This window comes from Acinetobacter sp. KH_038 (assembly GCF_057839405.1).
The window spans coordinates 1,998,665-2,023,073 of record NZ_CM174489.1 but is presented as its reverse complement, the minus strand read 5'-3'; the positions used below and the strand labels follow the sequence as shown (position 1 = coordinate 2,023,073).

Annotated in this window: 20 protein-coding genes; 10 read left to right on the top strand and 10 right to left on the bottom strand. The window is 43.5% G+C overall.

Annotated features, from left to right (window positions below; translation table 11 throughout):
- Window positions 1-33: 33 nt before the first annotated feature.
- Both AC3IT7_RS09470 and lipA read right to left on the bottom strand, forming a co-directional pair.
- Window positions 34-2,613 (bottom strand): acyl-CoA dehydrogenase, encoded by a 2,580-nt coding sequence (locus AC3IT7_RS09470; RefSeq protein WP_489248281.1) that lies wholly within the window; start codon window positions 2,611-2,613, stop codon window positions 34-36.
- Between the two features lie 487 nt (window positions 2,614-3,100).
- Window positions 3,101-4,114, bottom strand: coding sequence for a lipoyl synthase (gene lipA, locus AC3IT7_RS09465; RefSeq protein WP_489248280.1), 1,014 nt, complete (start codon window positions 4,112-4,114; stop codon window positions 3,101-3,103).
- Between the two features lie 212 nt (window positions 4,115-4,326).
- On the opposite strand from lipA, the gene sthA reads away from it, so the two are divergent.
- Window positions 4,327-5,742: a Si-specific NAD(P)(+) transhydrogenase gene (gene sthA, locus AC3IT7_RS09460; RefSeq protein ID WP_489248279.1), complete on the top strand. Its 1,416-nt coding sequence runs from the start codon at window positions 4,327-4,329 to the stop codon at window positions 5,740-5,742.
- 136 nt (window positions 5,743-5,878) lie between these two features.
- Here sthA and AC3IT7_RS09455 read toward each other — a convergent pair whose 3' ends face one another.
- The 5 genes from AC3IT7_RS09455 to AC3IT7_RS09435 form a co-directional block, all read right to left on the bottom strand.
- Window positions 5,879-6,208 (bottom strand): four-helix bundle copper-binding protein, encoded by a 330-nt coding sequence (locus tag AC3IT7_RS09455; protein ID WP_475655177.1) that lies wholly within the window; start codon window positions 6,206-6,208, stop codon window positions 5,879-5,881.
- A gap of 307 nt (window positions 6,209-6,515) precedes the next feature.
- Window positions 6,516-7,481 carry a TauD/TfdA dioxygenase family protein gene (locus tag AC3IT7_RS09450; RefSeq protein WP_489248278.1) on the bottom strand — a complete coding sequence of 322 codons (966 nt, stop codon included), beginning with the start codon at window positions 7,479-7,481 and terminating at the stop codon, window positions 6,516-6,518.
- 185 nt (window positions 7,482-7,666) lie between these two features.
- Complete coding sequence (locus AC3IT7_RS09445) at window positions 7,667-7,801, bottom strand: hypothetical protein (RefSeq protein WP_489248277.1); 135 nt, start codon at window positions 7,799-7,801, stop codon at window positions 7,667-7,669.
- Window positions 7,794-9,008 (bottom strand): MFS transporter, encoded by a 1,215-nt coding sequence (locus AC3IT7_RS09440; RefSeq protein WP_489248276.1) that lies wholly within the window; start codon window positions 9,006-9,008, stop codon window positions 7,794-7,796. The genes AC3IT7_RS09445 and AC3IT7_RS09440 overlap by 8 nt, the downstream gene beginning before the upstream one ends.
- Window positions 9,009-9,162: 154 nt before the next feature.
- Entirely contained in the window at window positions 9,163-10,236 is a 1,074-nt protein-coding gene (locus tag AC3IT7_RS09435) for an OmpW/AlkL family protein (RefSeq protein ID WP_100328756.1), read from the bottom strand.
- Window positions 10,237-10,674: 438 nt separating this feature from the next.
- Here AC3IT7_RS09435 and AC3IT7_RS09430 point away from each other — a divergent pair, with 438 nt between their 5' ends.
- The gene (locus AC3IT7_RS09430) at window positions 10,675-10,854 is read left to right on the top strand and encodes a hypothetical protein (protein ID WP_004646507.1); all 180 of its coding nucleotides are present in this window, start codon (window positions 10,675-10,677) and stop codon (window positions 10,852-10,854) included.
- Between the two features lie 272 nt (window positions 10,855-11,126).
- Here AC3IT7_RS09430 and AC3IT7_RS09425 read toward each other — a convergent pair whose 3' ends face one another.
- A complete protein-coding gene (locus AC3IT7_RS09425) occupies window positions 11,127-11,915 on the bottom strand; it encodes an A1S_2505 family phage non-structural protein (protein ID WP_489248275.1) in 789 nt (262 codons plus the stop codon).
- A 233-nt stretch (window positions 11,916-12,148) separates the two neighbouring features.
- Between AC3IT7_RS09425 and uvrB the strand changes: the two genes are divergently transcribed.
- The 6 genes from uvrB to AC3IT7_RS09395 all read left to right on the top strand — a co-directional run bounded on the left by uvrB (window position 12,149) and on the right by AC3IT7_RS09395 (window position 19,107).
- Window positions 12,149-14,170 carry an excinuclease ABC subunit UvrB gene (gene uvrB, locus AC3IT7_RS09420; protein WP_489248274.1) on the top strand — a complete coding sequence of 674 codons (2,022 nt, stop codon included), beginning with the start codon at window positions 12,149-12,151 and terminating at the stop codon, window positions 14,168-14,170.
- A 144-nt stretch (window positions 14,171-14,314) separates the two neighbouring features.
- Window positions 14,315-14,902: a lipocalin family protein gene (locus tag AC3IT7_RS09415; protein WP_489248273.1), complete on the top strand. Its 588-nt coding sequence runs from the start codon at window positions 14,315-14,317 to the stop codon at window positions 14,900-14,902.
- Window positions 14,903-15,077: 175 nt separating this feature from the next.
- Window positions 15,078-16,016, top strand: a complete 939-nt coding sequence (gene rarD, locus AC3IT7_RS09410) for an EamA family transporter RarD (RefSeq protein ID WP_489248272.1) — start codon at window positions 15,078-15,080, stop codon at window positions 16,014-16,016.
- 578 nt (window positions 16,017-16,594) lie between these two features.
- On the top strand, window positions 16,595-18,052 hold the full coding sequence (locus AC3IT7_RS09405; RefSeq protein ID WP_489248271.1) for a glyceraldehyde-3-phosphate dehydrogenase: 1,458 nt from the start codon (window positions 16,595-16,597) through the stop codon (window positions 18,050-18,052).
- A 188-nt stretch (window positions 18,053-18,240) separates the two neighbouring features.
- The gene (locus tag AC3IT7_RS09400; RefSeq protein WP_489248270.1) at window positions 18,241-18,609 is read left to right on the top strand and encodes a winged helix-turn-helix transcriptional regulator; all 369 of its coding nucleotides are present in this window, start codon (window positions 18,241-18,243) and stop codon (window positions 18,607-18,609) included.
- A gap of 66 nt (window positions 18,610-18,675) precedes the next feature.
- Window positions 18,676-19,107 carry a hypothetical protein gene (locus AC3IT7_RS09395; RefSeq protein WP_489248269.1) on the top strand — a complete coding sequence of 144 codons (432 nt, stop codon included), beginning with the start codon at window positions 18,676-18,678 and terminating at the stop codon, window positions 19,105-19,107.
- A gap of 452 nt (window positions 19,108-19,559) precedes the next feature.
- On the opposite strand, the gene AC3IT7_RS09390 is transcribed toward AC3IT7_RS09395, so the two are convergent.
- On the bottom strand, window positions 19,560-20,747 hold the full coding sequence (locus tag AC3IT7_RS09390; protein WP_489248268.1) for an MFS transporter: 1,188 nt from the start codon (window positions 20,745-20,747) through the stop codon (window positions 19,560-19,562).
- A gap of 265 nt (window positions 20,748-21,012) precedes the next feature.
- Between AC3IT7_RS09390 and cgtA the strand changes: the two genes are divergently transcribed.
- The gene (gene cgtA, locus AC3IT7_RS09385; RefSeq protein WP_004646519.1) at window positions 21,013-22,230 is read left to right on the top strand and encodes an Obg family GTPase CgtA; all 1,218 of its coding nucleotides are present in this window, start codon (window positions 21,013-21,015) and stop codon (window positions 22,228-22,230) included.
- A 26-nt stretch (window positions 22,231-22,256) separates the two neighbouring features.
- Complete coding sequence (gene proB, locus AC3IT7_RS09380; protein ID WP_486396587.1) at window positions 22,257-23,390, top strand: glutamate 5-kinase; 1,134 nt, start codon at window positions 22,257-22,259, stop codon at window positions 23,388-23,390.
- Window positions 23,391-23,499: 109 nt separating this feature from the next.
- On the opposite strand, the gene AC3IT7_RS09375 is transcribed toward proB, so the two are convergent.
- Window positions 23,500-24,204 (bottom strand): SIMPL domain-containing protein, encoded by a 705-nt coding sequence (locus AC3IT7_RS09375; protein ID WP_489248267.1) that lies wholly within the window; start codon window positions 24,202-24,204, stop codon window positions 23,500-23,502.
- Between the last annotated feature and the right edge of the window lie 205 nt (window positions 24,205-24,409).

The following is a 24,409-nucleotide window of genomic DNA, read 5'->3' as shown; positions in this document are numbered from 1 at the left end:
GCCACTTGAAAGAAACTTAAAAGAATAGGTTATTTAAAAACGTAGAAAGGGTTCTTTCTCATCTGCTTCTTTGCCATCGGACTTGTGATCACCCGCCAGCGTAGCAAGCGGAGCAGAGTTGGTCTTATGTAGTTCAGCCGGTGCAGGCTGATCGACCTGTATGTTAGAAGCATGAACATGATGTGGATTATCTAGGGGCAAGGTTTCTTTTAGCTCAAGATCAAAAATATCGGTCAGCATACTGTCAAAACGCTTGGCATTATAAGTCAGCAGTTTTCCTACCTCAGCATCGTTGATAAAACCATTAAGCTGTGCATCTGCGATACGTTCTTCAAAACTTAAACCTTTGAACTGTCCCTTGGATTCAGCCTTTTTAAAGCGATCCCACAGCGGCTCAATCTCAAGCAACATCTTAAATGTCGATTCCATACGACCGGTCATGTCATCGTCTAGAGTGTTGTAATAAACATGTTGCTGCAAGTCCTGACGAAATGAGTTGTCTTCCATCATGCTATTTGCTACCTGCTGCTTGAGTTGGTCAGATGGTTTTTTCAGAGGGCGACCAAATGGGAAGCAGAGCAATTTGACCAGTCCCGATGTCATGGTGGCCGGGAAGTTTTCAAACAGATCAAAAAATGCTTCCTGTGCCTTATATAGCGATTTTTCTACTGCAAGCTGGGCATGCAGGCGTTCAGCTTCGGTTTTTTTACTGTGTTCAAAAAATTTCAGAATTGACGATGCAATGAATAGCTGTGCATGAATATCGGCCAGTCGTCCAGACAGCATCTCCTTGCGTTTAATATCGCCGGCTAATAAGCCCAGACACATATCGGCAGTCAGGGCAAAATTGGCACTGAGGCGATTGATGGTTTTGTAATAAGGCCGGCTAAAGTCGGTGGCACTTTGCGGTGCAGCAGCAGAACCGCCACTCAAGGCATAGGCAAAGGAGCGGGCGCTGCGGTTAAAAGTATAGCCCAGATGCTTAAATAGCAGATCATCGAAGTTTCTTAAAACAGATTCACGGTCTTCGGCCTGCAATAGCTGTAATTCCTCATATAAATAGGGATGGCAGCGCATGGAACCCTGACCAAAAATCATTAAGGAACGGCTTAAGATATTCGCCCCTTCGACGGTAATTGAGACTGGAACAGCCTGATAATAAGGTGATAAAAAGTTACGTGGCCCCATCTGAATGGCCCGGCCACCGACCACATCCATACCCAGATTCACCACGCGACGCATCGATTCAGTCGCATAATATTTGGCAATTGCGGTCATGACGGCCGGTTTGCCACCCTGATTCAGTCCACAAGTCACCAAGTAGCGGAATGCTTCCAGCATATAGGTTTCGCTGGCAATTTCACTATTGGCTTCCTGAACGCCTTCAAATTTCCCCACAGAGATCTTAAACTGCTGGCGAATCCGCGAAAAGGCACCAACATTTAAATAGGCCATTTCCGCTGTTGCCGTAGACAGGGCCGGTAATGAAATACCTCGACCAACTGCCAGACATTCCATTAGCATACGCCAGCCCTTGCCGGTATTTTCAACGCCACCAATAATCCAGTCGAGGGGAATAAACACATCTTTACCCTCAACTGTACCATTCATAAATGGTGGGCCGGGATTATGCCGCGCACCAATCTTTACTCCTGCATGGCTGGCCGGTAGCAGCGCACAGGTAATGCCATATTCGGTCTGATCACCGAGTAGTTTATCTGGATCATACATTTTAAAAGCCAGACCGATGACGGTAGCAATCGGGGCAAGGGTAATCCAGCGTTTGGAAAAATTCATTTTCAGTCCCAGCACTTCCTGACCTTCAAACTGTCCATAACAGACCACACCGGTGTCGGGAATGGCACCTGCATCAGAGCCGGCTTCAGGGCTGGTCAAACCAAAGCAGGGAATTTCTTCGCCTTTGGCCAAACCTGGCAGGTAACGGTTTTTCTGTTCTTCGGTGCCATAATGTAGGAGTAATTCACCGGGGCCCAATGAGTTGGGCACCATACAGCTGACGGCTGTGGTCAGGGAGCGGGAGGCGATTTTACTCATGATCCGGCTTTGGGCAAAAGAGCTAAAAGCACGACCGCCATATTCTTTGGGAATAATCAGGCCGAGAAAACCATGCTCTTTAATAAATTGCCACACCGGTTCAGGCAGGTCTTTTTGCTGATAGATTTCCCATTCATCCAGCATGCTGCACAGTTTTTCGACTTCATTGTCCAGAAAAGCCTGTTCCTCGAGCGATAGTTTTGGATAGGGATAACTGTTAAATGTTTCCCAGTTCGGTGCACCCATAAACAGTTCTTTTTCCCACCAGCTGGTGCCGGAATCCAGTGCTTCACGTTCAGTCGGGCTGATGCTGGGCATGGCATTGGCAAGAGCGTTATAGGCCGGTCTGGAAATCCATGCCAGACGCAGTGGTTCAATCAGTACCACCAGACTGGCCAGAATAAGCGGAATACCAAGCAGGAGTGACCATGGACTGATAAAGGCACAGACAATTGAGACGACGATAAGTGCGATTGCACCCGTGCTACGGGAGAGCTGGAAATAAAAAATAGCCCAGACACTTAACAGTAAAATCAGTACAGCAAAAAGAAAGAGCATTATTGTATTTCTCCAGTATTGTACATCTAGTTCCAGTGTTCAGATATTTGCTTGACTCACTATAATCATGCTGGATAGCACTAGATGTTCTTGCAAGAGTTGTCGTTTTTAAGCGATAGCAGTATATATTTTTAAAGCAATCTTATATTTCGAGATTGTTTGAAATATGAACAGTATTCAAGTGAGAACACGCAAAGAAATGTGAAAATAAGTAATGACTTAGTTTGAGAAGAATGAAGACAGATACTGAAAATTTTATCTGGAAATTAAAACCAGCGATGCTCTAGATCGTTTTTATTGTATGGGCAGGTATGTAACAGAAGATAGGCGACCGAATTTCCTGGGTCTAAAATATGATTAAAGCAGTCGTTCCAGCGAATACATTTTTATATACAAATATTTTTTCATAATTTTTAATCGTAGAAAGATTTTTGATTCGGCAAAAAAAAGACCCTCATAAGAAGGCCTTTTTCAACACTTGCATATTTTAAGCTTCAATGGCTTGTACAGCAATTTTCTTGGCAGGATCGGCTTTACGACGTACTGCCGGAACCGGTTCGCCGTAGTATTGACGGTCGGCAAAGTAACTTGAACGAACCATTGGTGCCGCCCAGATATTGCGGAAGCCCAGTTTTTGGCCGTGTTCGGTATAACGCTCGAACTCTTCAGGTGTTACGAAGCGATCAATTGGAGCATGTTCTTTTGAAGGCTGCAGATACTGACCAATGGTGACATAATCCACGCCATGTGCATGCAGGTCGTCCAGCAGTGCAAGGACTTCTTCTTCAGTTTCACCAATACCGACCATCAAACCACATTTGGTTGGAATGTCCGGGCAGTATTCTTTAAACATTTTTAACAGGTTTAAAGAGTGCTGATAGTCAGAACCTGGGCGCATGGCTTTGTATAAGCGCGGCACAGTTTCAATATTATGGTTGAACACGTCTGGCGGGCATTCGGTCATGATACGCAGCGCAATATCCATGCGGCCACGGAAGTCCGGTACCAGAATTTCAAGCAAGGTTTTTGGACTGAGCGCACGTGCTTCTTTAATACAGTCGACAAAATGCTGCGCACCGCCATCGAGTAAGTCATCGCGGTCGACAGAGGTAATTACGGCATATTTTAAACCAAGATTGGCAATGGTTTCTGCCATATGACGCGGTTCATCGGCATCGAGTGCATTAGGACGGCCATGTGCTACATCGCAGAAAGGACAGCGGCGGGTACAGATGTCCCCCATAATCATAAAGGTTGCAGTGCCGCCACCAAAACATTCAGGCAGGTTAGGGCAGGCTGCTTCTTCACAGACAGTATGTAATTTTTGCTCGCGAAGTGTTGTTTTAATCCGTTGCACTTCTTCCGGCGCTGCCATCTTCACGCGAATCCAGTCCGGTTTACGCGGTGTTTCAACCGTAGGGATCACTTTTACAGGAATACGAGCGACTTTCTCTGCGCCACGAAGTTTGACACCCTGTTCAGGTTTACGGTTTTCAGACATATTCAACTTTTCCACTGTTTTTGAAGGGGGAGATGATCAAAGATAGCGCGTTTATTATAACGGACTTAGGGCTAAATAGGGCAAAAAGGGGTATTCATTTAAAAAATGTTCTCATCAAACAATATATGCGAGTTAAATACAGCAAATCAACATGATTTACGTCATAATAAGAGGTAGATTAAAGTAATTTTTTTAATTTTGAGGAGCGTTGAATGCCACGTAAGAAAGAGGTCGTTAGTGGGACTTTCGTTAAGTATGATGCGGTAGTTCTAGGTTCAGGCCCTGCGGGCGAAGGCGCGGCAATGAAACTTGCCAAATCTGGTAAGCGTGTTGCGATCGTTGAGATGCGTGAACAACTTGGTGGTAACTGTACTCATGTCGGTACAATCCCAAGTAAAGCATTGCGTCAAACGGTATCCAGTATTATCCGTTATCAACGTGATCCACTGTTTCAAAAAGTCGGGGACTGGAAACAGTTCACCATGAAGCAAGTGCTGCGTCATGCGCATAAAGTAATTCAACAACAAGTAGATACACATTCACGTTTCTATGACCGGAATAAGATCGATATCTATCATGGTCGTGCCTATGTACAGGATCAAAATACCATTTTTGTATTTAATCCGGACGGGATCAAAGAAACATTGATGTTTAAGCAGCTGGTGATTGCCAGCGGTTCGCGTCCTTACCGTCCCGAGATTCTGGATTTCAATCATCCGCGCGTATTTGATTCAGACAAGATTCTGGATCTGGACTATTCTATCCAGAAAATCATTATTTATGGTGCAGGCGTTATTGGCTGTGAATATGCCTCGATTTTCATTGGTCTTGGGCATAAAGTCGACTTGATTAATACCCAGCACAAACTGTTAAGTTATCTGGATGATGAAATTTCCGATGCACTGTCATATCACTTGCGTGAACAGGGCGTGCTGATTCGTCATAATGAACAGATCGACTTTTTAGAAACATTTGACGACCATGTGGTGATGCACACACAAAGCGGCAAGAAAATTAAAGCCGATGCAATTTTGTGGTGTAACGGCCGTTCCGGCAATACCGATGGTCTGGGTCTGGAGAATGTCGGCTTGAAACCGAACAGTCGCGGTCAATTGACAGTAAATGATCAATACCAGACTGAAGTTGAAAATATCTATGCTGCCGGTGACGTGATTGGCTGGCCTTCACTCGCTTCTGCTGCCTATGACCAAGGTCGTTGCGCAGGCGCGAACATGAGCGGTGAGAAAGACGTTGCACCTGTAACGGATATTCCAACCGGGATTTATACCATTCCTGAAATTTCTTCGATTGGTAAAACTGAACAGCAGTTAACTGAAGAAAAAATTCCGTATGAAGTGGGTCAGGCCTCGTTCCGTCATTTGGCACGTGCGCAAATTACCGGTGACACCATGGGTGAATTAAAGATTTTATTCCATCGTGAAACCCTGGAAGTTTTGGGCGTGCATTGCTTCGGTAATAATGCCTCTGAAATTATCCATATTGGTCAGGCGGTCATGAACAGTCCAAACAACACCATCAAGTATTTTGTTGAAACGACGTTTAACTATCCGACCATGGCGGAAGCGTATCGTGTTGCAACACTGAACGGTATGAACCGTCTATTCTAAGTTAGCTATTCTCAGATCAAAAAACCCGTAAGTGCAGGCTTGCGGGTTTTTTATTGGGAAGTCTTGAGGCAGGCAAAAAATAACACGATTTATCCCGTCAATGCCGGATCAAGCAAAATATTATCCAGTCAGCTTTTTAAGCCGCCATTTTCCGGCATTCTTCTGCACAGCGGCGGCAGGCTTCAGCACATTGCTGACAATGCTCATGTTGATGCTGGCTGCATTCTTCTACGCAATAATCACAGGCTTTGGCACATAATTCACAGATTTCCTGCATAAAAGGCGACTGTTTCTGCTCCATACGGGCGCAAAGCTGACAGATGTCGGCACAATCCAGACAACGCTGGATACATTCCCGCATCATCTCTAAATGTTCTTCTTTTAGGCAAGCACTGGCGCAGTTGCTACAGGCCAGCGAACAGCTCATACAGGCCAGAACACAATCTGATAATAGATTCTGATTCATTGGATTCTCCTTTATACAGTCATTCGGCAGGTAGGTTTTTTAATACGCTAAGCAGGAAAAGGAAAATACACCAGGCAAATTCGGTGAGGAAAAGTAAACAGATTCTGTCATTTGTGAAAGAGTAATTAAAAGAGCTATTGATTTGTCACACTTAAAAATGAACTCAGCTTGAGTTAGATAACCGATCATTCTAAAAATAAAACACCATTGAGGCGGTCAATTCCTCAATGGTGCAAAATGTATAAATCATGGATTTTATTATTCTGGAAGGCTGAATCGTCCTTTCTTTTTATTGTAATTTTCCTGATTAAAACGGACGGCTGCCTGCAAGGCTGATCCGTTTGAGCAAACGACGCTGATCGGCCGGGAAAGGACGACGGGAGTGTAAAGTCACCTGATTATCCCAGAACACGATATCGCCAATTTCCCAATGATGTTGATACGCGAATTCGGGTTTAGAAATATGTTCACGTAATCTGGCAATCAGTTCACTGCCAGCCTGATCGTCATAATTCACCAGCTCAACTTCGGTATGCGTATTCAGCCATAAGGCTTTACGGCCAGATTCAGGATGAATACGAACCAAAGGATGTGGATAAGCATGACCTAAGATTGGTTGATCTTTAAAACGATATAAAGGACTTGAACCATAACCCTGATCATTACTGGTATCTTTGGTTTTTTGACGACGTACAAATGGGTTATAGGTAATCAGTTGCAGCTGATCAATCTCTGCTTTGGTGGCATCATCCAGAGCATCATAGGCTTTGATGGTGTTGATCCAGGTGGTCTGGCCGCCATCCTGAGGCAGTTCAATCGCATAGAGCAGGGAACCAAAAGAAGGCAATGGCGTCCACTGATGATCGGCATGAGGGGTCAGTTCACCATGCCCGGTATAGTCACCCTGGCCGACAGCATTGGAGACTGGCACGACATCGGGTGGAACGCCGCTGTCCGATTGTGCCGCCAATACGGGTGTATCTGCTCCCGGACGGAAAATTGCCCCAAAATAGGTGGCAAAGGCCAGATATTGTAAATCATCGAGACTTTGCTGCTTGAAGATCAAGATCAGATGCTCGGCCAAAGCCTGTTTAAGGCGTAGAATGGTTTCACCGGATTGCGCCTTGCGTGCATCGAGGCCATAAACCACGGCACCTAAGGCTTGATCGGTCTGCGCTACGATTTTGATTTCATCCGGATGTTGTAATTGATCTGGCTGATGCCAGCGCGGTGCATCATGAATCGCTTGTGAAAGTTGGCTTAGGCTGGTCATTTGAATGTCTCTGAATTTTCTTGTTGCAGAAAATCTAAAAAAATCCAGAGCAGAAATGAAATCACAAGAATTGCTAAACTTATGAAAATATAAAGAAAAATATATAAATACTTGATTTGATATCTTTTATTTAATTTGACAATACAAAGTCCTAAAGCTGCTGAGCAATATCAAACTTTTAATGATCAGTGTGCACAAAAGGCCTGATTAAAATACTCAAATAGCTGCGGTGTTTGACTCCATAGCCCGATCGACAGCGCAAGCAAAAGCAGGATGGTCACAGTAATCGAGATTTTAAGTAGACGCATAGAATCAGTCATGCACGATTTGCTCCTCATTGACCCAGAAATGTACCAACACGCCAAAAATACTTAATGCAATCGACAGAATCCAGACGGCGTTGTAATTTCCACTTAAGTCATGGTTCAGACCACCGAGCCAGCCACCAAAAAATGAACCGACCTGATGGGTGAAAAACACAATACCGCTGAGCATGGTCAGGTATTTTACCCCGAACATATTGGCCACGATGCCATTGGTCAGTGGCACAGTTGATAACCAGAGTAATCCCATGATGACACCAAAGGCATAGACTGTCCATGTGCTCAGTGGCAGCATTAAAAAGGCAATAATCGCGATACCGCGCAGGCCATAGAGACCCATCAGCAGATGGGGCTTGGAGTATTTGCCGCCGAGCCAACCTGCAGTATAAGTTCCCACCACATTAAACAAACCCACCAATGCCAGGAAAATGGTGCCTGTGGTGGCATTAAAACCGTGATCAATCAGGTAGCCGGGAAGGTGAATGCCAATAAACACCACCTGAAAACCGCAGACAAAAAAGCCCATGGACAGAAACCAGAAGGGTTTATGATTTTTTACCACCACCAGAATCTGTTTAAAGCTGAGTGAGACTTTATTGGATGTAGAGGCTGCATTTGGATGAACATACATCGGTGCTTTCAGCATCCAGGCCAGTGGCACAATCAGTGCAATCAAAATCGCACTGACCACCAATGCTCCTGACCAGCCGACATTCTGTAACAGCAACAGGGTCGAAGGCAGCATGATGAACTGGCCAAAAGATCCTGCCGCGCTGGCAATACCCATTGCCAGACTGCGCTTTTCTGGTGGCGCAGCACGCCCGACTGCAGACAGTAAAACCGGGAAAGATGTAGCAGACAGCGCCAGACCCAGAATCAGACCAACGCTCAGATTTAAGAGAAGGCCAGTAGAACTGACCGCCATAAGCAACAAGCCCACGGCATAGAGTGCACCCCCTACGGCAACCACAATCTTGCTGCCATATTTATCTGCGAAAGCACCGGTAATAGGTTGGACTGCACCCCAGATCAGATTTTGCATGGCAATGGCCAGGCTAAACACATTATGTCCCCAACCAAATTCCTCACTCATTGGCATCAGATAAAGACCGAATGCATGACGCACGCCCAATGACAATGCCAGAATGATAGCGGAGCCAATCAGCATAAAAATAAGCGCTTTGGAAAATGGAGTACTGGACATAGGGGCAAGCATGCAGATGAAATAAGCGCTTATGGTATTCGATTCAAGCTATGGAGGCGATAAAATAAAAATTAATCAAAAGATAAATTTTTTTTATCAATATTTTAAGCCTAAAAAACGGCCGAAGCCGTTTTCCTAAAATCTGATATTGAAATTAGAAACGCATCCCGAATCCTGCATAGGCCAGAATAGGATTGACCTCAATATCGGCCTTAGAACGAATCAGTTCACCTAGTGTGCTGTCAGTGACAGTAATGGTGGTGTCATTTTTCAGATGCGCATAAGACACTGAACCGACTGCAAACCATTTATCATTAAAATCATAAGTGAAGCCCACAGTCGCTACGGGAGCAAATGCATCCGAAGCTTCAAGTTTTACTTTCGGATCTGCATCACTTGTTATTCCATCCAGAGAAGCCCCGGCTTTGCCTTGTTTGATGTTGGCAATCATGTGTCCTGCAGCAATCAGATCCTGTTCGGTACGCGAGTTGATTTCCAGCTCGTTAAAATAGGCATACATCACACCCAAGCCAACATAAGGCCGGAATTTATTGACCCCGGTTTTACCAAAATGATACTGGAATTCAAATGCGGGTGTCCAGGCGCGTGCTGAAGCTGCTGGTCCATAAGCCTCCAGATCAGTAATGAGAATATCATTCTTTAATTCGATAGCAGGTAGATCAATAACGCCTAGACTCGGTGTAGCGATTGCAGAGAAAGGCGCATAAATTTTACCGCTGCCTTGCAGATCAACCTTGGGAGGAATGCCGGCTTTCATTTCAAAGGAAATATTATCGGTAAAATAGTAGTTGGTCATAATGCCTAAGGTGGTGACATCATCAGCCTCCAGACCTGTACCCGGGTTATTCCAGCTCTCTAGGCCATAAATTTCAGCACGACCACTCAGTGCCGCCGGCAGCGTTTCGCTACCGAATTGATCCAGGATATTTACAAAAACTGTAGAAAGATTAGAATCCATCTCTGGATCAAGGTTGTTTTTTACTGAGGCAATTGAAATATCACCCACTTGTGATGTTTCAGCATTTTTGACAGCAGTATTGACTGAAAATGGCTGTGCTTTACCTTGCGGCATGACATGCAAGGCACCGACTGATACAGAAAAGCGCTTAAAGCCATCTCCATCCTGCAGACTAAAATAAGGTGAATCTGCATGTGCAACCATAGGTAAAGTGGCTAGGCCTGCCATACATGCCAGCATTGTTTTCATTGATTTGGAACTCCATGTCCACTGTGTTTATTCGTTTTTCTAGTAAATTTATTATGTGAATTTCATTAAAAAATTCAGTTATAGAACAATAGGTCAAAGGTTAACCGTTGGTTAATATTTGTATCTATCGTACATTTTATGTTTTGTGGGGTTGAGTTGTTTAAATAAAACTACCTGAAAAATAACTATTTAAGTCCATTATGCCAAGCTGGCCTTAGAAAACATTTGGTCTTTTTATCAGCACTTTTTTGATTTTATATTTGACGCTCATGTTTGAGTTGAGACAAAGCACAGGGGGGGAAGTGGTTTGAGAATTGGCTAATTTTTTTCTGCATGATTGCAGCCAGAAAAAAAGCTGGATGAATTTATCCTAGATCATGCTACCCAGTCACCTGAGTTTTTTTGTACAATAGGCACATATATTATTGAGTGAATCATATGAGCACCCAAACGCCTCCCAAAAAAAAGCCCCTGGTTAATTTGCCTTTTCCGATCAAGCAGGCAGAACAGAATGCAGCAGAAGAAGTTCTGGAAGATTTAAGACCAAGACCGCAGCGTTATGCTGACCGCACCTGGATGCCGCCACGCGGTACTCGTCGTTCAATGGGCAAGCGCTAATTGATCGAACTTAAAAAGCTATGATGAACCATGGCTTTTTTTGTGTGTAATATTTGGCATTTAAGCCATCACAATTTTATTGGTCTATTTATTTTTCCGCAAAATACAGTCTGAATCCCATTGAATTATCCATATTCTTTATTCCTTTGAGTTGCTGCATTCAAGATATAGAACATCGTATCGACAGGGAAGCTAAACGTTCACCTGAGCTATTGCATGGCTTCTCCCCATAAAAAAAGCCAATTCAAAAATTGGCTTTCAGTAAGATCTGGTTAGCGAATAGTTTTACGCGCTTTATTTTCCGGTTTCGGTGGCGCAATTTCTCGTACTCCTTGCCATACATCAATAAAGTCTTTTTCATTGAGATTATATAGCTCAAGTAGCGCTAAAATTACACCGCCAAACAGCATGCCGCCTTCTGAATGACTCTGGAAGTCGACCAGTTTGGTATTTAAATTATGCAGGATATCTTCAATTTCAAAGACACGTTCCCGCCCATTGCTGTCGGTCGGATAGATCTGGGTATTTAAAATAATTCTCGCCAGACTTTTTTCATTTTCACTTAGTGGCAGCTCTTCAATCAGTTCATCCGTCGCCGGAGTTAAAATGACTGAATCACGGAATATGGTATGTAGGAAATTTGCTGTTAATTTGGGTAAAGGTTTTTCTACAAAAGGGCGAAAAGATTGCGGGAAAATCACATTACGTGAAATGCCTTTAAACATCGGTGCAATTTCTTCCACCTTATAACCCGCGATCCCGCAGCCTAAGGATGTAATAAAATATTTATTTTTAGCATGGTTCTTTGTGTAAATCTTGAAGTCATCAATATAGTGCTGAATTTGTGACAGCGGCATCTGTTGCAAATGCTCGTTCATGGTCGGAATGGCATAGCTTTGGCCAGACCAGCCACGACCAACACCCATCACCGCACCAAAGTGCTCAAGCGCCGTTCTGGCTGCACCTGCTCCATGCTGTCCCGCCAGATTACTTCCAAATACAAACACGGTATTTTCCGGAAGGGATTTAACAATACTTTCATCGTGATAGTGGTAAGTCATAATTGTCTATTCTAAGCCATCCTGATCTTCATGTTGCCTTTGATCTTGGTTGGGGTCAAGTACAAAGCAGGCAAGAGCAGCATGTTGCCAAGCTGACTAAATATGAGAATTCTCAATATATTTCACGACTGTCAACATCTGTTGGATTTCGGTATTTCGGCTGTGGAATCTGCGCCAGAAATTCTGAAATCTGCTAAAATTCCTGATCCGCATTCGAGTTGAGACATGTACCTGTGACTGATAAGCAACCCTTTGAATTAGTAACCAGTTATCAACCCGCAGGTGATCAGCCACAGGCCATTGAAAAGCTGGTCAAAGGTATTGAACAGGGCTTTCATGATCAGCTTTTACTGGGGGTTACCGGCTCGGGTAAAACTTATACCATGGCCAATGTCATTGCTCAGACCCAGCGTCCGACCATTGTCATGGCACATAACAAAACCTTGGCAGCACAGCTTTATGGTGAATTTAAGGCATTTTTCCCCAATAACGCCGTCGAGTATTTTGTCAGTTATTATGACTATTATCAGCCGGAAGCCTATGTGCCATCTTCAGATACATTTATCGAGAAAGATGCGGCAATTAATGACCATATTGACCAGATGCGTCTTTCTGCGACCCGTTCACTCTTAGAACGTCGTGATGCCATTATTGTGGCTTCGGTATCTGCGATTTATGGTTTGGGTGATCCGAATGCTTATATGAGCATGTTGCTGCATGTGGTGGAAGGCGACCGCATTGGTCGTGATGATATTATCCGCCGTCTGGTCGAAATGCAGTATTCGCGCAATGAACTGGAATTCCTGCGCGGTACTTATCGTATCCGTGGGGAAATTATCGATATTTTCCCGGCAGAATCGGATCAGGATGCCATCCGGATTGAACTGTTTGATGATGAAGTCGACTCAATCCGCTGGTTTGATCCGCTGACCGGAAAACTGGTGCGTAAAGTACCGCGGGTGACGATTTATCCTAAAAGTCACTATGTTACGCCGAAAGACAATTTATCCCGTGCAATTGAAACCATTCGGGAAGAACTTAAAGAGCGTCTGGTGTTCTTCCGTGAAAATGACAAATTGCTGGAAGCGCAGCGGATTGAACAGCGTACCCGTTATGATTTAGAAATGATGCAGCAACTGGGTTATACCAATGGTATTGAAAACTACTCGCGGCATTTATCCGGACGTCCTTCCGGCGAGGCGCCACCAACCCTGTTTGATTATATTCCCGATGACGCCTTGCTGATTATTGATGAATCACATGTCACCGTGCCGCAGATTGGCGCGATGTACAAGGGCGACCGTTCGCGTAAGGAAAATCTGGTGAATTATGGTTTCCGTTTGCCAAGCGCACTGGATAACCGACCGATGAAATTTGAGGAATGGGAACGCATTGTTCCGACCACTGTTTATGTCAGTGCCACGCCAGCACGTTATGAACTGGAAAAATCGCAGCAGATTGTCGAACAGGTCGTACGTCCAACCGGTCTGATCGATCCTGAAATTGAAATTCGTCCGGTACTGACACAGGTCGATGATGTGCTTTCAGAAATTAATCTGCGTAAAGACATCAACGAGCGGGTATTGGTCACTACCCTGACCAAGCGTATGGCCGAAGACTTAACCTCTTATTTGAAAGAATACGGGATTAAGGTCGCTTATTTACACTCGGATATCGATACTGTCGAGCGGGTAAAGATTATTCATGAATTGCGTACTGGTGTACACGATGTACTGGTCGGAATCAACCTGCTGCGTGAAGGCCTGGACATGCCGGAAGTGTCGCTGGTCGCGATTCTGGATGCCGATAAGGAAGGCTTCTTGCGTTCTGAGCGTTCTCTTATTCAGACCATTGGACGCGCAGCACGTAACCTGAAAGGCAAGGCGATTCTGTATGCAGACCGGATTACTGATTCCATGCAGAAGGCGATTGATGAAACGGATCGACGTCGCGCCAAGCAGATTCAGTTTAATGAAGAGCATGGTATTACTCCGCGCAGCGCTGTGCGTCAGGTAATCAAGGAAATTGATACCGGTGAAATATTGGATGATGATTCAATTGAATTGAAAGTCTCTGATCAGGCACGTGCAATCAGTGCAGATGAACGGTACATCATGGCGGATCCGAAAATGTTTGCAAAACATATTAGCAAGCTTGAAAAGGAAATGCTGAAAGCCTCTAAAGAGTTGCAGTTTGAGCAGGCTGCGCGTATGCGTGATGAAATTTTGCGCTTGAAAGCCCAGATGTTTGATTGATTTTTTTACATGAAGTTTTATTTCAATGACCTAAAGTCAATCATAAACCAAACATAATGTAACAAATCAAGTGCTTGGATAAGGCTATTGTAAGAACAGAAAATTTTTAAATAAATATTTTGTGAACATATAATAGGTATTTTTATGACAACTCAAAATTCTTCAGGTAATGGATTGAAGCTGGCAAAAATTGCTGTGGGTAGTGCGATTCTTCTGGGTTTGGGCGCGGCGACGATGGCCTATGCGCAAAATGAGCCATTAGCCACTGTTGAAAAAGTAGAACTGGATCGTTATTTGGGGACTTGGTATGAAGTGGCGCGCAAGCCTTTGTCTTTTCAAAATAAATGCGATCGTGATGTCACTGCAACCTATACTTTGAATGAAAATGGCAATATCGTGGTCGATAACCGCTGTGTTAAAAAAGATGGCGGACAAACCCAGTCACTGGGTGAGGCATTTGTACAAAATCCACCGCAGAATACCAAGTTAAAAGTAAGTTTCCTGCCAGATTTCATTCGCTGGATTCCAGTCGCTCGTGGTGATTATTGGGTCTTAAAACTGGATGAAAATTATCAGACAGTTCTGGTAGGCGAGCCTAAGCGTAAATACATGTGGATACTTTCACGTGATCCGCAATTAGATAAAAATGTAGTCAATGAATATTTGCAATATGCACAGTCGGTGGGTTATGACCTGAGTGATGTAATTCATACCAAACAAAGTCAAAGATAGACAGCTACTGCGAAGTAACTGCAGAATAGAGACCATGCTAAGGCATGGTTTTTTTATTGTATAGCTAAAAACAGGTTGGCAAGCTGAATAGAGACTTTGTTTTAAATAGATGAATTATCAAGCTTTCTATGGTGCTAATCGTTATAATGCTGGCGAATCAAAGTAGAGTTTGACTATGTATAAAGGCATTGCGTTATCTGTATTGGCTTCAGTGGTTTTTGGAGTGCTCTATGTATTTACGCCTTTTTTACAGCCTTTAGACAGTGAACAAACCTTTGCCTGGCGCATGCTGGCAACCTTGCCATTTCTCACAGCATTTATGTGGTGGTCTGGTGATTTAAAACATATTAGCAGTATCTTTAAACGGGTTTTGCAACAACCTGCCTTGTTGATCTGGCTACTGATAAGTTCCTTCCTATGTACGACACAGTTATGGCTGTTCCTGTGGGGCCCCATCAATGGTCGCGGTCTCGAAGTGTCACTCGGTTATTTTCTGTTGCCGCTGGTGATGGTACTGGTGGGCTGTGTGGTCTATAAAGAAAAATTATCATTATTTCAGATGGTCGCTGTGGCTTTGGCTGTACTGGGTGTGGGACATGAAATCTGGCGTATCGGCTCTATTGCATGGGAAACAGTCTATGTGGCTTTGGCCTATCCACTGTATTTCTTTATGCGCCGTAAATTCGCGACCGATCACTTGGGTGGCTTCTGGTGGGATTTATGTCTGATTTTGCCTGTCGCATTTTATCTGGGCTTTGTCTATAGCGACTCGATGCCGTTAATGTTTGATCATTCTCATTTGATTTGGGCGGTACTGGTGCTTGGCTTTTTAAGTGCATTAGGACTCGGGAGTTATATTCTCGCCAGCCGATATTTACCCTTTGTTATTTTTGGGTTATTGAGCTATTTAGAACCTGTGCTTCTGGCCTTTGCCTCGATGGCATTGGGTGAGCGTGTGGAATCTGGCGAATGGCTCACTTATATTCCGATCTGGCTGGCTGTGCTACTGCTGGTTATAGAAGGCATACTGCATTTATATCAACAGCAGCGTAATAGACGTAATTTGCAATATAAACTGCAACAACTGGAAAAAATCAAGAAAAATGCTGAGTGACACTTGCTAAATAAATTGAATATCCTTCAGCAAATACTGATGGAGTTGTACTCTAAACTGTATACAAGTCTATGCAGGCAAGCACGATAATAAAAGTGAAATAGTTTAAAGAATAAGGATAAAGCATAAGCATGGGATCATGTAGCGATATTGGTTGTTGTGGCTTTTCCTTCACTGCAAGCCAAACTGAAAGGTGAGGGGCTTAAAGTCGTACTGCATAAACCGATGCTGATTTTGATGTTGGCAACCTCATTTCCTTAATGATTCTGGAGCTAAAGTTTTCTGCGAAAATTCAAGTTGCATACAGTCAGGACAATGGGCCGGGTTTTAAATTTTAGATTTGTTTGAATAAACAACATTTAACAAATTTCTGCTTTGCGTGGCAAAATTGATGCTTTTAAAATTTTTGGATGCAAAATCATTTAGCTAATTGCAACTATTTCTTAAATTTATACTGAATATACGTTAAAAACCGCCCGTCTCGGTGAGCTTTTGATTCAAACTTGCCGCTAATTCCATTACAATTATCGGGTTTTGAAATTTATGCCTAGATTTACAATTAATTAGAGGACGTATCTGTGAGCAAAGACACTATCGTTGCCCTACATGCAGAGCACCAAGGTCGCTGGAAAAACCGTGAAGAACTTGCGGAACGTATGATTGCCCTTGTAGGTCAGTTATATCGTGAAAAAAATATTGTAGCTACAGTTTATGGTCGCTCTTTAATTAACCGTTCTGTTATTCAGATCTTGAAAGCACACCGCCGTACTCGCGTACTCGATGTTGAACTTTCAGTTGTAAATACATTCCCAATTCTTGAAGCATTGGCGAAAGTTGAAAATATCGGTTCAGCTGAAGTTGATCTAGGTAAACTTGCTGTTGAATTTAAAGAAAAAGGCGGCGACATTGATGCATTTGTTGCAGACGCTGTTAAATCTCTAGAAGGCAATGCTGCTGCTGTAGAACATAAAGACGTGGTTCTTTATGGTTTCGGTCGTATCGGTCGTATCCTGGCTCGTTTGATGATTGGTCAATCAGGTCTGGGTCGTGGTCTTAGCCTGAAAGCAATCGTAGTTCGTAAATCATCTGATGGTGATTTGGAAAAACGTGCATCTTTACTACGTCGTGACTCTATTCACGGTCCATTTGCAGGCACGATTTCTGTAGATGAAGAAAACGAAGCAATTATTGCAAACGGTAACTTCATTAAAGTGATCTATGCATCTAATCCTTCTGAAGTAGACTACACGGCATATGGTATCAACAATGCACTTGTAATCGACAATACAGGTAAATGGCGTGATGCAGAAGGTCTTGCTCAACACCTTAAATGCCCGGGCGCCGCTCGGGTAATTCTGACTGCACCTGGTAAAGGTGACATGAAGAACGTGGTTTACGGTGTGAACCAGACTGATATTCTTGATGAAGATACTATCATCTCTGCTGCAAGCTGTACGACTAACGCAATTACCCCAACACTGAAAGTATTGCATGACAAATACACAGTGTTGAATGGTCATGTTGAAACAGTTCACTCGTTCACTAACGACCAGAACTTGATTGACAACTACCATAAAGCGGACCGTCGTGGCCGTGCTGCAACGTTGAACATGGTTATTACTGAGACTGGTGCTGCGAAAGCGGTAGCAAAAGCGCTTCCAGCTCTTCAAGGTAAATTGACAGGTAACTCTGTACGTGTGCCTACGCCAAACGTATCTCTTGCGATTCTGAACCTGACTTTAGGCCAAGATGTTGATCGTGATGAAGTGAATGAATATATTCGTCAGATTTCAATCGGTTCTAGCCTGCAAGGTCAAATCGGTTATACCAACTCGACTGAAGTGGTATCTTCTGACTTTATCGGTTCACGCACTGCAGGTGTATTTGATGCGCAAGCAACAATCACTTCAGGCAACCGTTTAACTGCGTATGTTTGGTACGATAACGAAGTAGGTTATAGCTGCCAGGTATTGCGTATTGCTGAACAAATGGGTGGCGTAAGCTATCCTAAAGTTCCTGCAGAAACAAATGCATAATCTGTTGATGTAGTCTAAAAAAGAGTCTCTATGGAGGCTCTTTTTTTATCTTTATTTTTTATTGAAGTCGGGTGGATTCGATTCAATCACAAAATGTAATTCAGCTTGCCGATGAAATATTAATTTGTTAGCTTACAAAGAGTAAGTATATTAAAATCAGTAAGTAATAAAAATACCGGGATAGATTTATGAAAAATTATGCAATTAGTCCGTTATTAGGACAGGTTTTATCGACTGAGTGTCCATCACGTGAAATATTGGAGCATCTGGCCAATAAATGGTCGGTCTTGGTTTTGCGTTGCCTGAGTGAAGGTGTGCACCGCTTTAGTGAGCTAAAACAGCGGATTGAAGGGGTGAGTGAGAAGATGCTATCCCAAACTTTGAAAATGCTGGAACAAGATGGTTTTGTGCTCAGAACGGTTTATCCTGTTGTGCCGCCCAAAGTGGAATATCAGTTGACCATTACCGGTTCACAAGCAGCTGAAAAAATAATGAATTTAATTGGCTGGATTGAAAAAAGCCTGCCTGAGATTTTGGAAAATAAACAACGTATATAACAAATTTAAATTAGATTGAATTTAGAAGAGACAGTAAATGAATATATCTAATTGAGACTGGGGGCAATGGCTGCGCTTATAGCGGCAGGGCTGATTTCAAAGGAATGGAAGACTCAGAAAAGTAGTGAAGTAATAGCTAATGAGGCTCAATCATTATTAATGTTAATAAATGATTATGATAGTCAATGCTTAGAAATTCATAGTGCAATTATGAACCAAAGAAGAGCTATAGTAGAACTCGAAAATCTTAAGAATATAGCTTTAAAAGTAAGATCGAAAGCCCAGTTTTTTTATGAACTTACCTCTAATAAGCATGATGAGCTATTAGAGCTAAAAGATGAGATTACAAGAGTATATAAGACATTAGAAAAATTTGAAGGAGCTGAGTTTGAAAATATCATTCTAGATAATGATTTTCCTTTCATAGTTGAGGTAATGCGTGAAGTAATTAAAGAAGCTAAATACTTACTTATGGCATATTTTAAACACCAAAAATAAATTTATTAAATTCCTTTCATAAGATATCTTTCATAAATCAAAAAATGATCGTTACATTCATATTTAATGAAGTTTGGAAGTTCCTTCTCCCTCTGGGAGAAGGTTAGGATGAGGGTAATTCTTAGAAACAACCTCTCCCTAGCCCTCTCCTACAAGGAGAGGGAATTTCTTTTTAATGACTATAAGTAAATTATATATCTAATATAAACAATAAATTTGAGTTGGTATTTGCTTCATGAGTGTGGCAGGGATGCCACATGTTTCCCATCACAACAAGGATGTTGTGTATGGGAAACAAAAGGTTTTTGCTACTTTTGGCCTTTCAAAAGTAGAGCAATTGCCCACTCAAAGGTATCAAAATAAATGCAATGTGAGGCAGTGCTGATTTTAAAAATTTAATATAGAGTATTCTCTGACTTATGAAAGAAGTTGATTATTTATTAGATATAAAACTATTTCATCTTCCTAAAATCCCATCGATCAATCAGCAAAATCCCTACCGAAAAAATAAAGCCAAGGATCACGCAACCAATCCATTCAAAGTGCTCCCAGGCATAGACTGTCCCCAAGGAACCCAAAGCAGCACCAGAGAAATAAATCGTCATATAGACCGCATTAATCCGTGAACGCGATTTTAAATCAATCCGATAAACCAGATTCTGGTTCAATACATGGAAAGCGGTCAGACCAAAGTAGGCCATCAGCACACCAATCGCATAGATCACAATATTCTGCTGGGCAAAATATAAGGGCAATGTTGAGCCAAACATCAAGGCAATACACAGTTTGGCAACCAGATTTTCTCTGCCTAGTCCTACCGTTTTGCCGGACCAGCTCGATGAATAAATCCCGATGATCCCGAGTAAGCCAAACAGGCCGATTTCAAAGTCGGTGAAATGATAAGGGGCGCTACCCAAGACAAAAGTCATCGAGGTAAAGACCATCGACAAAATACCAAAGCCCAAGGCACCCGCACAGGCGCGACGGATTAAATGTGGATTTTGAAAGGCAATGTTTAATAAAGAACGGTAAATATCGCCAATCGTTAAGCCGGCCTGTGCTTGAGTATCTGGCAGTTTTTTCCACATCAGGGCTGCAAAGAGCAAGGTAATGACGCCGCTAGATAAGTACACGCCCTCCCAGGACCAGTAAGTGGAAACAAAGCCGGCAAAGGTACGTGACAGGATAATTCCCATGACCAGACCACTCATGAGTTTTCCGACAGTTGCTGCGCTATATTCTGGTGGGCTAATGGTAGAAGCAAAAGGAATCAGAACCTGCGCTGAGATTGCGCCAAAAGTCGCACACAAGGTAAACAGATACAGCGTTGATAAAGTCGTGCTGAATGAAAGCAGAATCTGCGAAATGGCTGCAAAAACCATCAGGCTGACAATCAGCTTGCGTTTATTCAGAAAATCACCCAATGGCACCAAGAGCATTAAACCCAAAACATAGCCAATCTGTGCAATCACTACGGCAAAACCGGCCTGACTGGTACTGACATTCAAACTTCTTTCGATTGAATAGATCAGGGGCTGGTTAAAATAGGCAGATCCTGCACATAAGCCACAGGCAATTGCCATCAATAATACAAATTGTGATGACAATGGACTGACAGCTTGCCTTTCTGAATTGCTCATATGCTCGACTCTTTTGAGATTGTGTGCACTATAGGCAGTTGTGTAGTAAAGCAGAAATAATTAAAAACAATCAGACGATCATTGAAAAGTATATTAAAACAAAAACATAAGACGCAGTTCTTGAACTTATAAAAAATTGATTGCTGCTAAATAAACTTGGCGAAGTAAATAAGCGATCTTGATGGAATAGCGTATAAATATAGTCGAGAAATTCTTTAAAATATGGCAGAATATGGGGTTTTAAAGTTTTTAGAGGATTGGCAATATGCGCTTTGTTGATGAAGCAGTCATTACCGTAGAGGCTGGCGACGGTGGCAATGGCGTAGCCAGTTTTCGCCGTGAAAAATTCGTGCCGTTTGGTGGTCCAGATGGTGGTGATGGTGGTCGTGGCGGCAGCATTTATATTCAGGCTGACGACGATACCAGTACGCTAGTTGATTATCGTTATACACGTAAATATCGTGCAGAACGAGCAAAGAATGGCCGTGGGGCGAACTGTGCTGGTCGTGGCGGTGAAGACACCGTATTAAAAGTTCCGGTAGGAACAACAATTGTAGATGTTGAATCTGGTGACATTATTGGCGATTTGATCGAAGACGGTCAACGCGTGAAAGTGGCAGCAGGTGGTGACGGTGGTTTAGGAAATACGCACTTTAAATCATCGACCAACCGTTCACCACGTAAGTGTACGCATGGTCAAAAAGGTGAATTCCGTGAAATCCGTCTGGAACTGAAAGTTCTGGCCGATGTGGGCTTGCTGGGTATGCCAAATGCGGGTAAATCAACCTTCATTCGTGCAGTATCTGCGGCAAAACCGAAAGTTGCAGACTATCCATTCACCACCATGGTGCCAAATCTGGGTGTGGTCGATGCCGACAGTCACCGTTCATTCGTGATGGCCGATATTCCGGGTCTGATCGAAGGTGCATCTGAGGGCGCAGGTCTGGGTATCCGCTTCCTGAAACACTTGGCACGTACCCGTATCCTGTTGCACATCGTTGACGTACAACCGATTGATGGCTCAGATCCGGCCCACAATGCCAAAGCAATTATGAAAGAGTTAGAAAACTTCTCTCCGACACTTTCAAAACTGCCGATCGTACTGGTGCTGAACAAAGTCGATCAATTGGCTGAAGAAACACGTGAAGAATGGTGTACTCATATTCTTGAAGAATTGCAGTGGGAAGGTCCGGTTTTTGAAACTTCTGGCTTAACCGCCGAAGGCACCAAAGACGTCGTTTACTACCTGATGGATCAGATCGAAGAGCAGCGTGAACGCGAAGCTGAAGATCAAGAATATGCAGCAGAAATGAAAGCATTCCGTGATCAGCTTGAAGCTGAAACACGTGAACAAACCATCGCTGCAAAAGAAGCGTATCGTGAGATGCGTCGTCAGCAACGTCTTGCCGGTATTCTGGGCGATGACGAAGATGATGAAGATGGCGATGATGATAGTGATGTGGAAGTGTACTACGTACGCTAATCTCTGAAAAAGAGTCTGAGGACAAGATGATAGAAGTGGTAGATGGGCAGCGTCAGCTCCAGGGTTGTAAACGAATCGTTGTTAAAATCGGATCATCTTTACTCACAGCAAACGGACAAGGTCTAGATTTAGATGCCATCTCGCATTGGGCGGGACAAATCGCAGATCTACACAATGCAGGACACGAGATTATTCTGGTGTCTTCCGGTGCTGTGGCTGAAGGTATGGTGCGAATGAAACTTGAGAATCGACCCACCGATCTACCCAGTCTTCAGGCTTGTGCTGCCATCGGTCAGATGGGCCTGATTCATACCTGGTCAAGCGTACTGGAGAAACACCAGATTCAGACTGCGCAGGTATTATTAACCCATGATGATCTGGCAGACCGTCGCCGTTATCTCAATTCATGTGATGCCTTGCAGAACCTGATTGACTGGCGCGTGATTCCGGTGATCAATGAAAATGATACGGTTTCTACCGATGAAATCCGCTTTGGTGATAACGACACCCTGGCTGCCATGGTTGCAGGTCAGGTGCATGCAGATCTTCTGATTATCTTAACCGATCAGGAAGGGATGTTTGACTCAGATCCGCGTTCTAATCCAGATGCCAAACTGTTCCATACGGTACGTGCAATGGATGAAAGCCTGTTTGACATGGCAGGCGGTGGCGGTAAATTTGGTCGTGGCGGTATGCTGACCAAAGTTCGTGCTGCACGTCTGGCGGCAAAGTCGGGTTGTCCGACCTTGATTGCAAGTGGTGACAGTGATGCGGTGCTTTCACGGCTAATGTCTGGTGAATTGTTAGGCACTTTGTTTGTGACTGACAAGGATCGAATGACCGCGCATCAACAATGGTTGGCAGCACACCTGCAAACCGCAGGCCGTCTGGTGATTGATGATGGTGCGGTTAAGGCCATCAAAGACAATCATCGCAGCTTGTTGCCCGTCGGTGTGAAAGCGGTTGAAGGGCATTTTGAACGCGGTGATGTGGTGGAATGTGTCGATATACAGGGTCACCGGATTGCAGTTGGGCGTGTTAACTTTAGTTCACGGTCGGCAGATATTGTACGTGGACTTGCATCTGATAAAGTGCATCAGGTTTTAGGTGAGGCACGTTCACTTGAGATGATTCACCGCAATCATATGGCGATTTATTAAGTGATTCAGGTTTAGAGATTCAAAAAATCCCGCTTTCGAGCGGGATTTCTTATAGGAGAAGTTGTCTGATCTCTCCCAGGCTCTCTGCTCAGGGGAGAGCTAACTTTAATTATTTAAATTGAATCGCACCATTGGCACTCACCGTCATCTGCGATTCCCCCGCGGCAACTTCCTGCTCTGGAACGGCCATATCGGCTGATGCGGCTTTCATCATGGCCATGCGCGGTACTGGCTGCGGTGAGTAGCTATTGGTATTCAGGTTGAGATTTACCAGTTGATAACCCGGTTTGTTCCAGGTTTGAGTCAGGGCTTGTGCACGCTGCTGGAAGTTTTTAGAGGCTTCAATCATTAGCTCGCTTTCAACTTTTTTACGCTTTTCATCTGAAACTTTGAAGTTAATCGACTGGGTCTGGAAATGTTGCTGTAACTCGGCGATCAGTTGAGAAGTCGCTTTAAAATCTTTAGATTCCAGACGAATCTGGGCACGCCCACGCCATTCTTTTAACTTGCGGTTGTCATTGTCATAAATAGGATAAGTCGTTTGTGCTCCGGTTTCGATTTTCACAGTTGGATATTTGCGCGCTGTGGCAATCGCCTGATTCATTAGCTGGTTAATTTGCGTGGCCAGTTCAGCCGGTTGTTTGTTGGATTTTTCAATATAAAGCACCGCATGCATTTCATCATTTGAGATTTCACGGCTGGCCTCTGCTGAAAGGTTCACAACATTATAATTCAGCGTTTCAGCCGGAGCTGCAAATGCGCCTGTGGCTAAAGTAGATGCAAGGATAAAACTGGTAAGTGCTAAGAGACGCATGAAATTGTCCTGTTTTTCTTAAAATTGGCTATCTAAGCCGTTGTTAAAATATTAAATCTCAATTGTGATCTTCTTGCGAAATATTTGTGGTAAGAATGTTAAATTTTCTTTAAATTTACGCGATTACTTGATTTATATTTATCATTAATAATTAGAGGTTTATTCGAATATTTTAGGATTTATTGCCTGAATGTACCTCAGGCTA

What these genes read in the sequence shown, in the direction of transcription:
- AC3IT7_RS09470 (WP_489248281.1), bottom strand. Translation starts at nt 2,613, where the DNA reads ATGCTCTTTCTTTTTGCTGTACTGATTTTACTGTTAAGTGTCTGGGCT.
- lipA (WP_489248280.1), bottom strand. Translation starts at nt 4,114, where the DNA reads ATGTCTGAAAACCGTAAACCTGAACAGGGTGTCAAACTTCGTGGCGCA.
- sthA (WP_489248279.1), top strand. Translation starts at nt 4,327, where the DNA reads ATGCCACGTAAGAAAGAGGTCGTTAGTGGGACTTTCGTTAAGTATGAT.
- AC3IT7_RS09455 (WP_475655177.1), bottom strand. Translation starts at nt 6,208, where the DNA reads ATGAATCAGAATCTATTATCAGATTGTGTTCTGGCCTGTATGAGCTGT.
- AC3IT7_RS09450 (WP_489248278.1), bottom strand. Translation starts at nt 7,481, where the DNA reads ATGACCAGCCTAAGCCAACTTTCACAAGCGATTCATGATGCACCGCGC.
- AC3IT7_RS09445 (WP_489248277.1), bottom strand. Translation starts at nt 7,801, where the DNA reads ATGACTGATTCTATGCGTCTACTTAAAATCTCGATTACTGTGACCATC.
- AC3IT7_RS09440 (WP_489248276.1), bottom strand. Translation starts at nt 9,008, where the DNA reads ATGTCCAGTACTCCATTTTCCAAAGCGCTTATTTTTATGCTGATTGGC.
- AC3IT7_RS09435 (WP_100328756.1), bottom strand. Translation starts at nt 10,236, where the DNA reads ATGAAAACAATGCTGGCATGTATGGCAGGCCTAGCCACTTTACCTATG.
- AC3IT7_RS09430 (WP_004646507.1), top strand. Translation starts at nt 10,675, where the DNA reads ATGAGCACCCAAACGCCTCCCAAAAAAAAGCCCCTGGTTAATTTGCCT.
- AC3IT7_RS09425 (WP_489248275.1), bottom strand. Translation starts at nt 11,915, where the DNA reads ATGACTTACCACTATCACGATGAAAGTATTGTTAAATCCCTTCCGGAA.
- AC3IT7_RS09415 (WP_489248273.1), top strand. Translation starts at nt 14,315, where the DNA reads ATGACAACTCAAAATTCTTCAGGTAATGGATTGAAGCTGGCAAAAATT.
- rarD (WP_489248272.1), top strand. Translation starts at nt 15,078, where the DNA reads ATGTATAAAGGCATTGCGTTATCTGTATTGGCTTCAGTGGTTTTTGGA.
- AC3IT7_RS09400 (WP_489248270.1), top strand. Translation starts at nt 18,241, where the DNA reads ATGAAAAATTATGCAATTAGTCCGTTATTAGGACAGGTTTTATCGACT.
- AC3IT7_RS09395 (WP_489248269.1), top strand. Translation starts at nt 18,676, where the DNA reads ATGGCTGCGCTTATAGCGGCAGGGCTGATTTCAAAGGAATGGAAGACT.
- AC3IT7_RS09390 (WP_489248268.1), bottom strand. Translation starts at nt 20,747, where the DNA reads ATGAGCAATTCAGAAAGGCAAGCTGTCAGTCCATTGTCATCACAATTT.
- cgtA (WP_004646519.1), top strand. Translation starts at nt 21,013, where the DNA reads ATGCGCTTTGTTGATGAAGCAGTCATTACCGTAGAGGCTGGCGACGGT.
- proB (WP_486396587.1), top strand. Translation starts at nt 22,257, where the DNA reads ATGATAGAAGTGGTAGATGGGCAGCGTCAGCTCCAGGGTTGTAAACGA.
- AC3IT7_RS09375 (WP_489248267.1), bottom strand. Translation starts at nt 24,204, where the DNA reads ATGCGTCTCTTAGCACTTACCAGTTTTATCCTTGCATCTACTTTAGCC.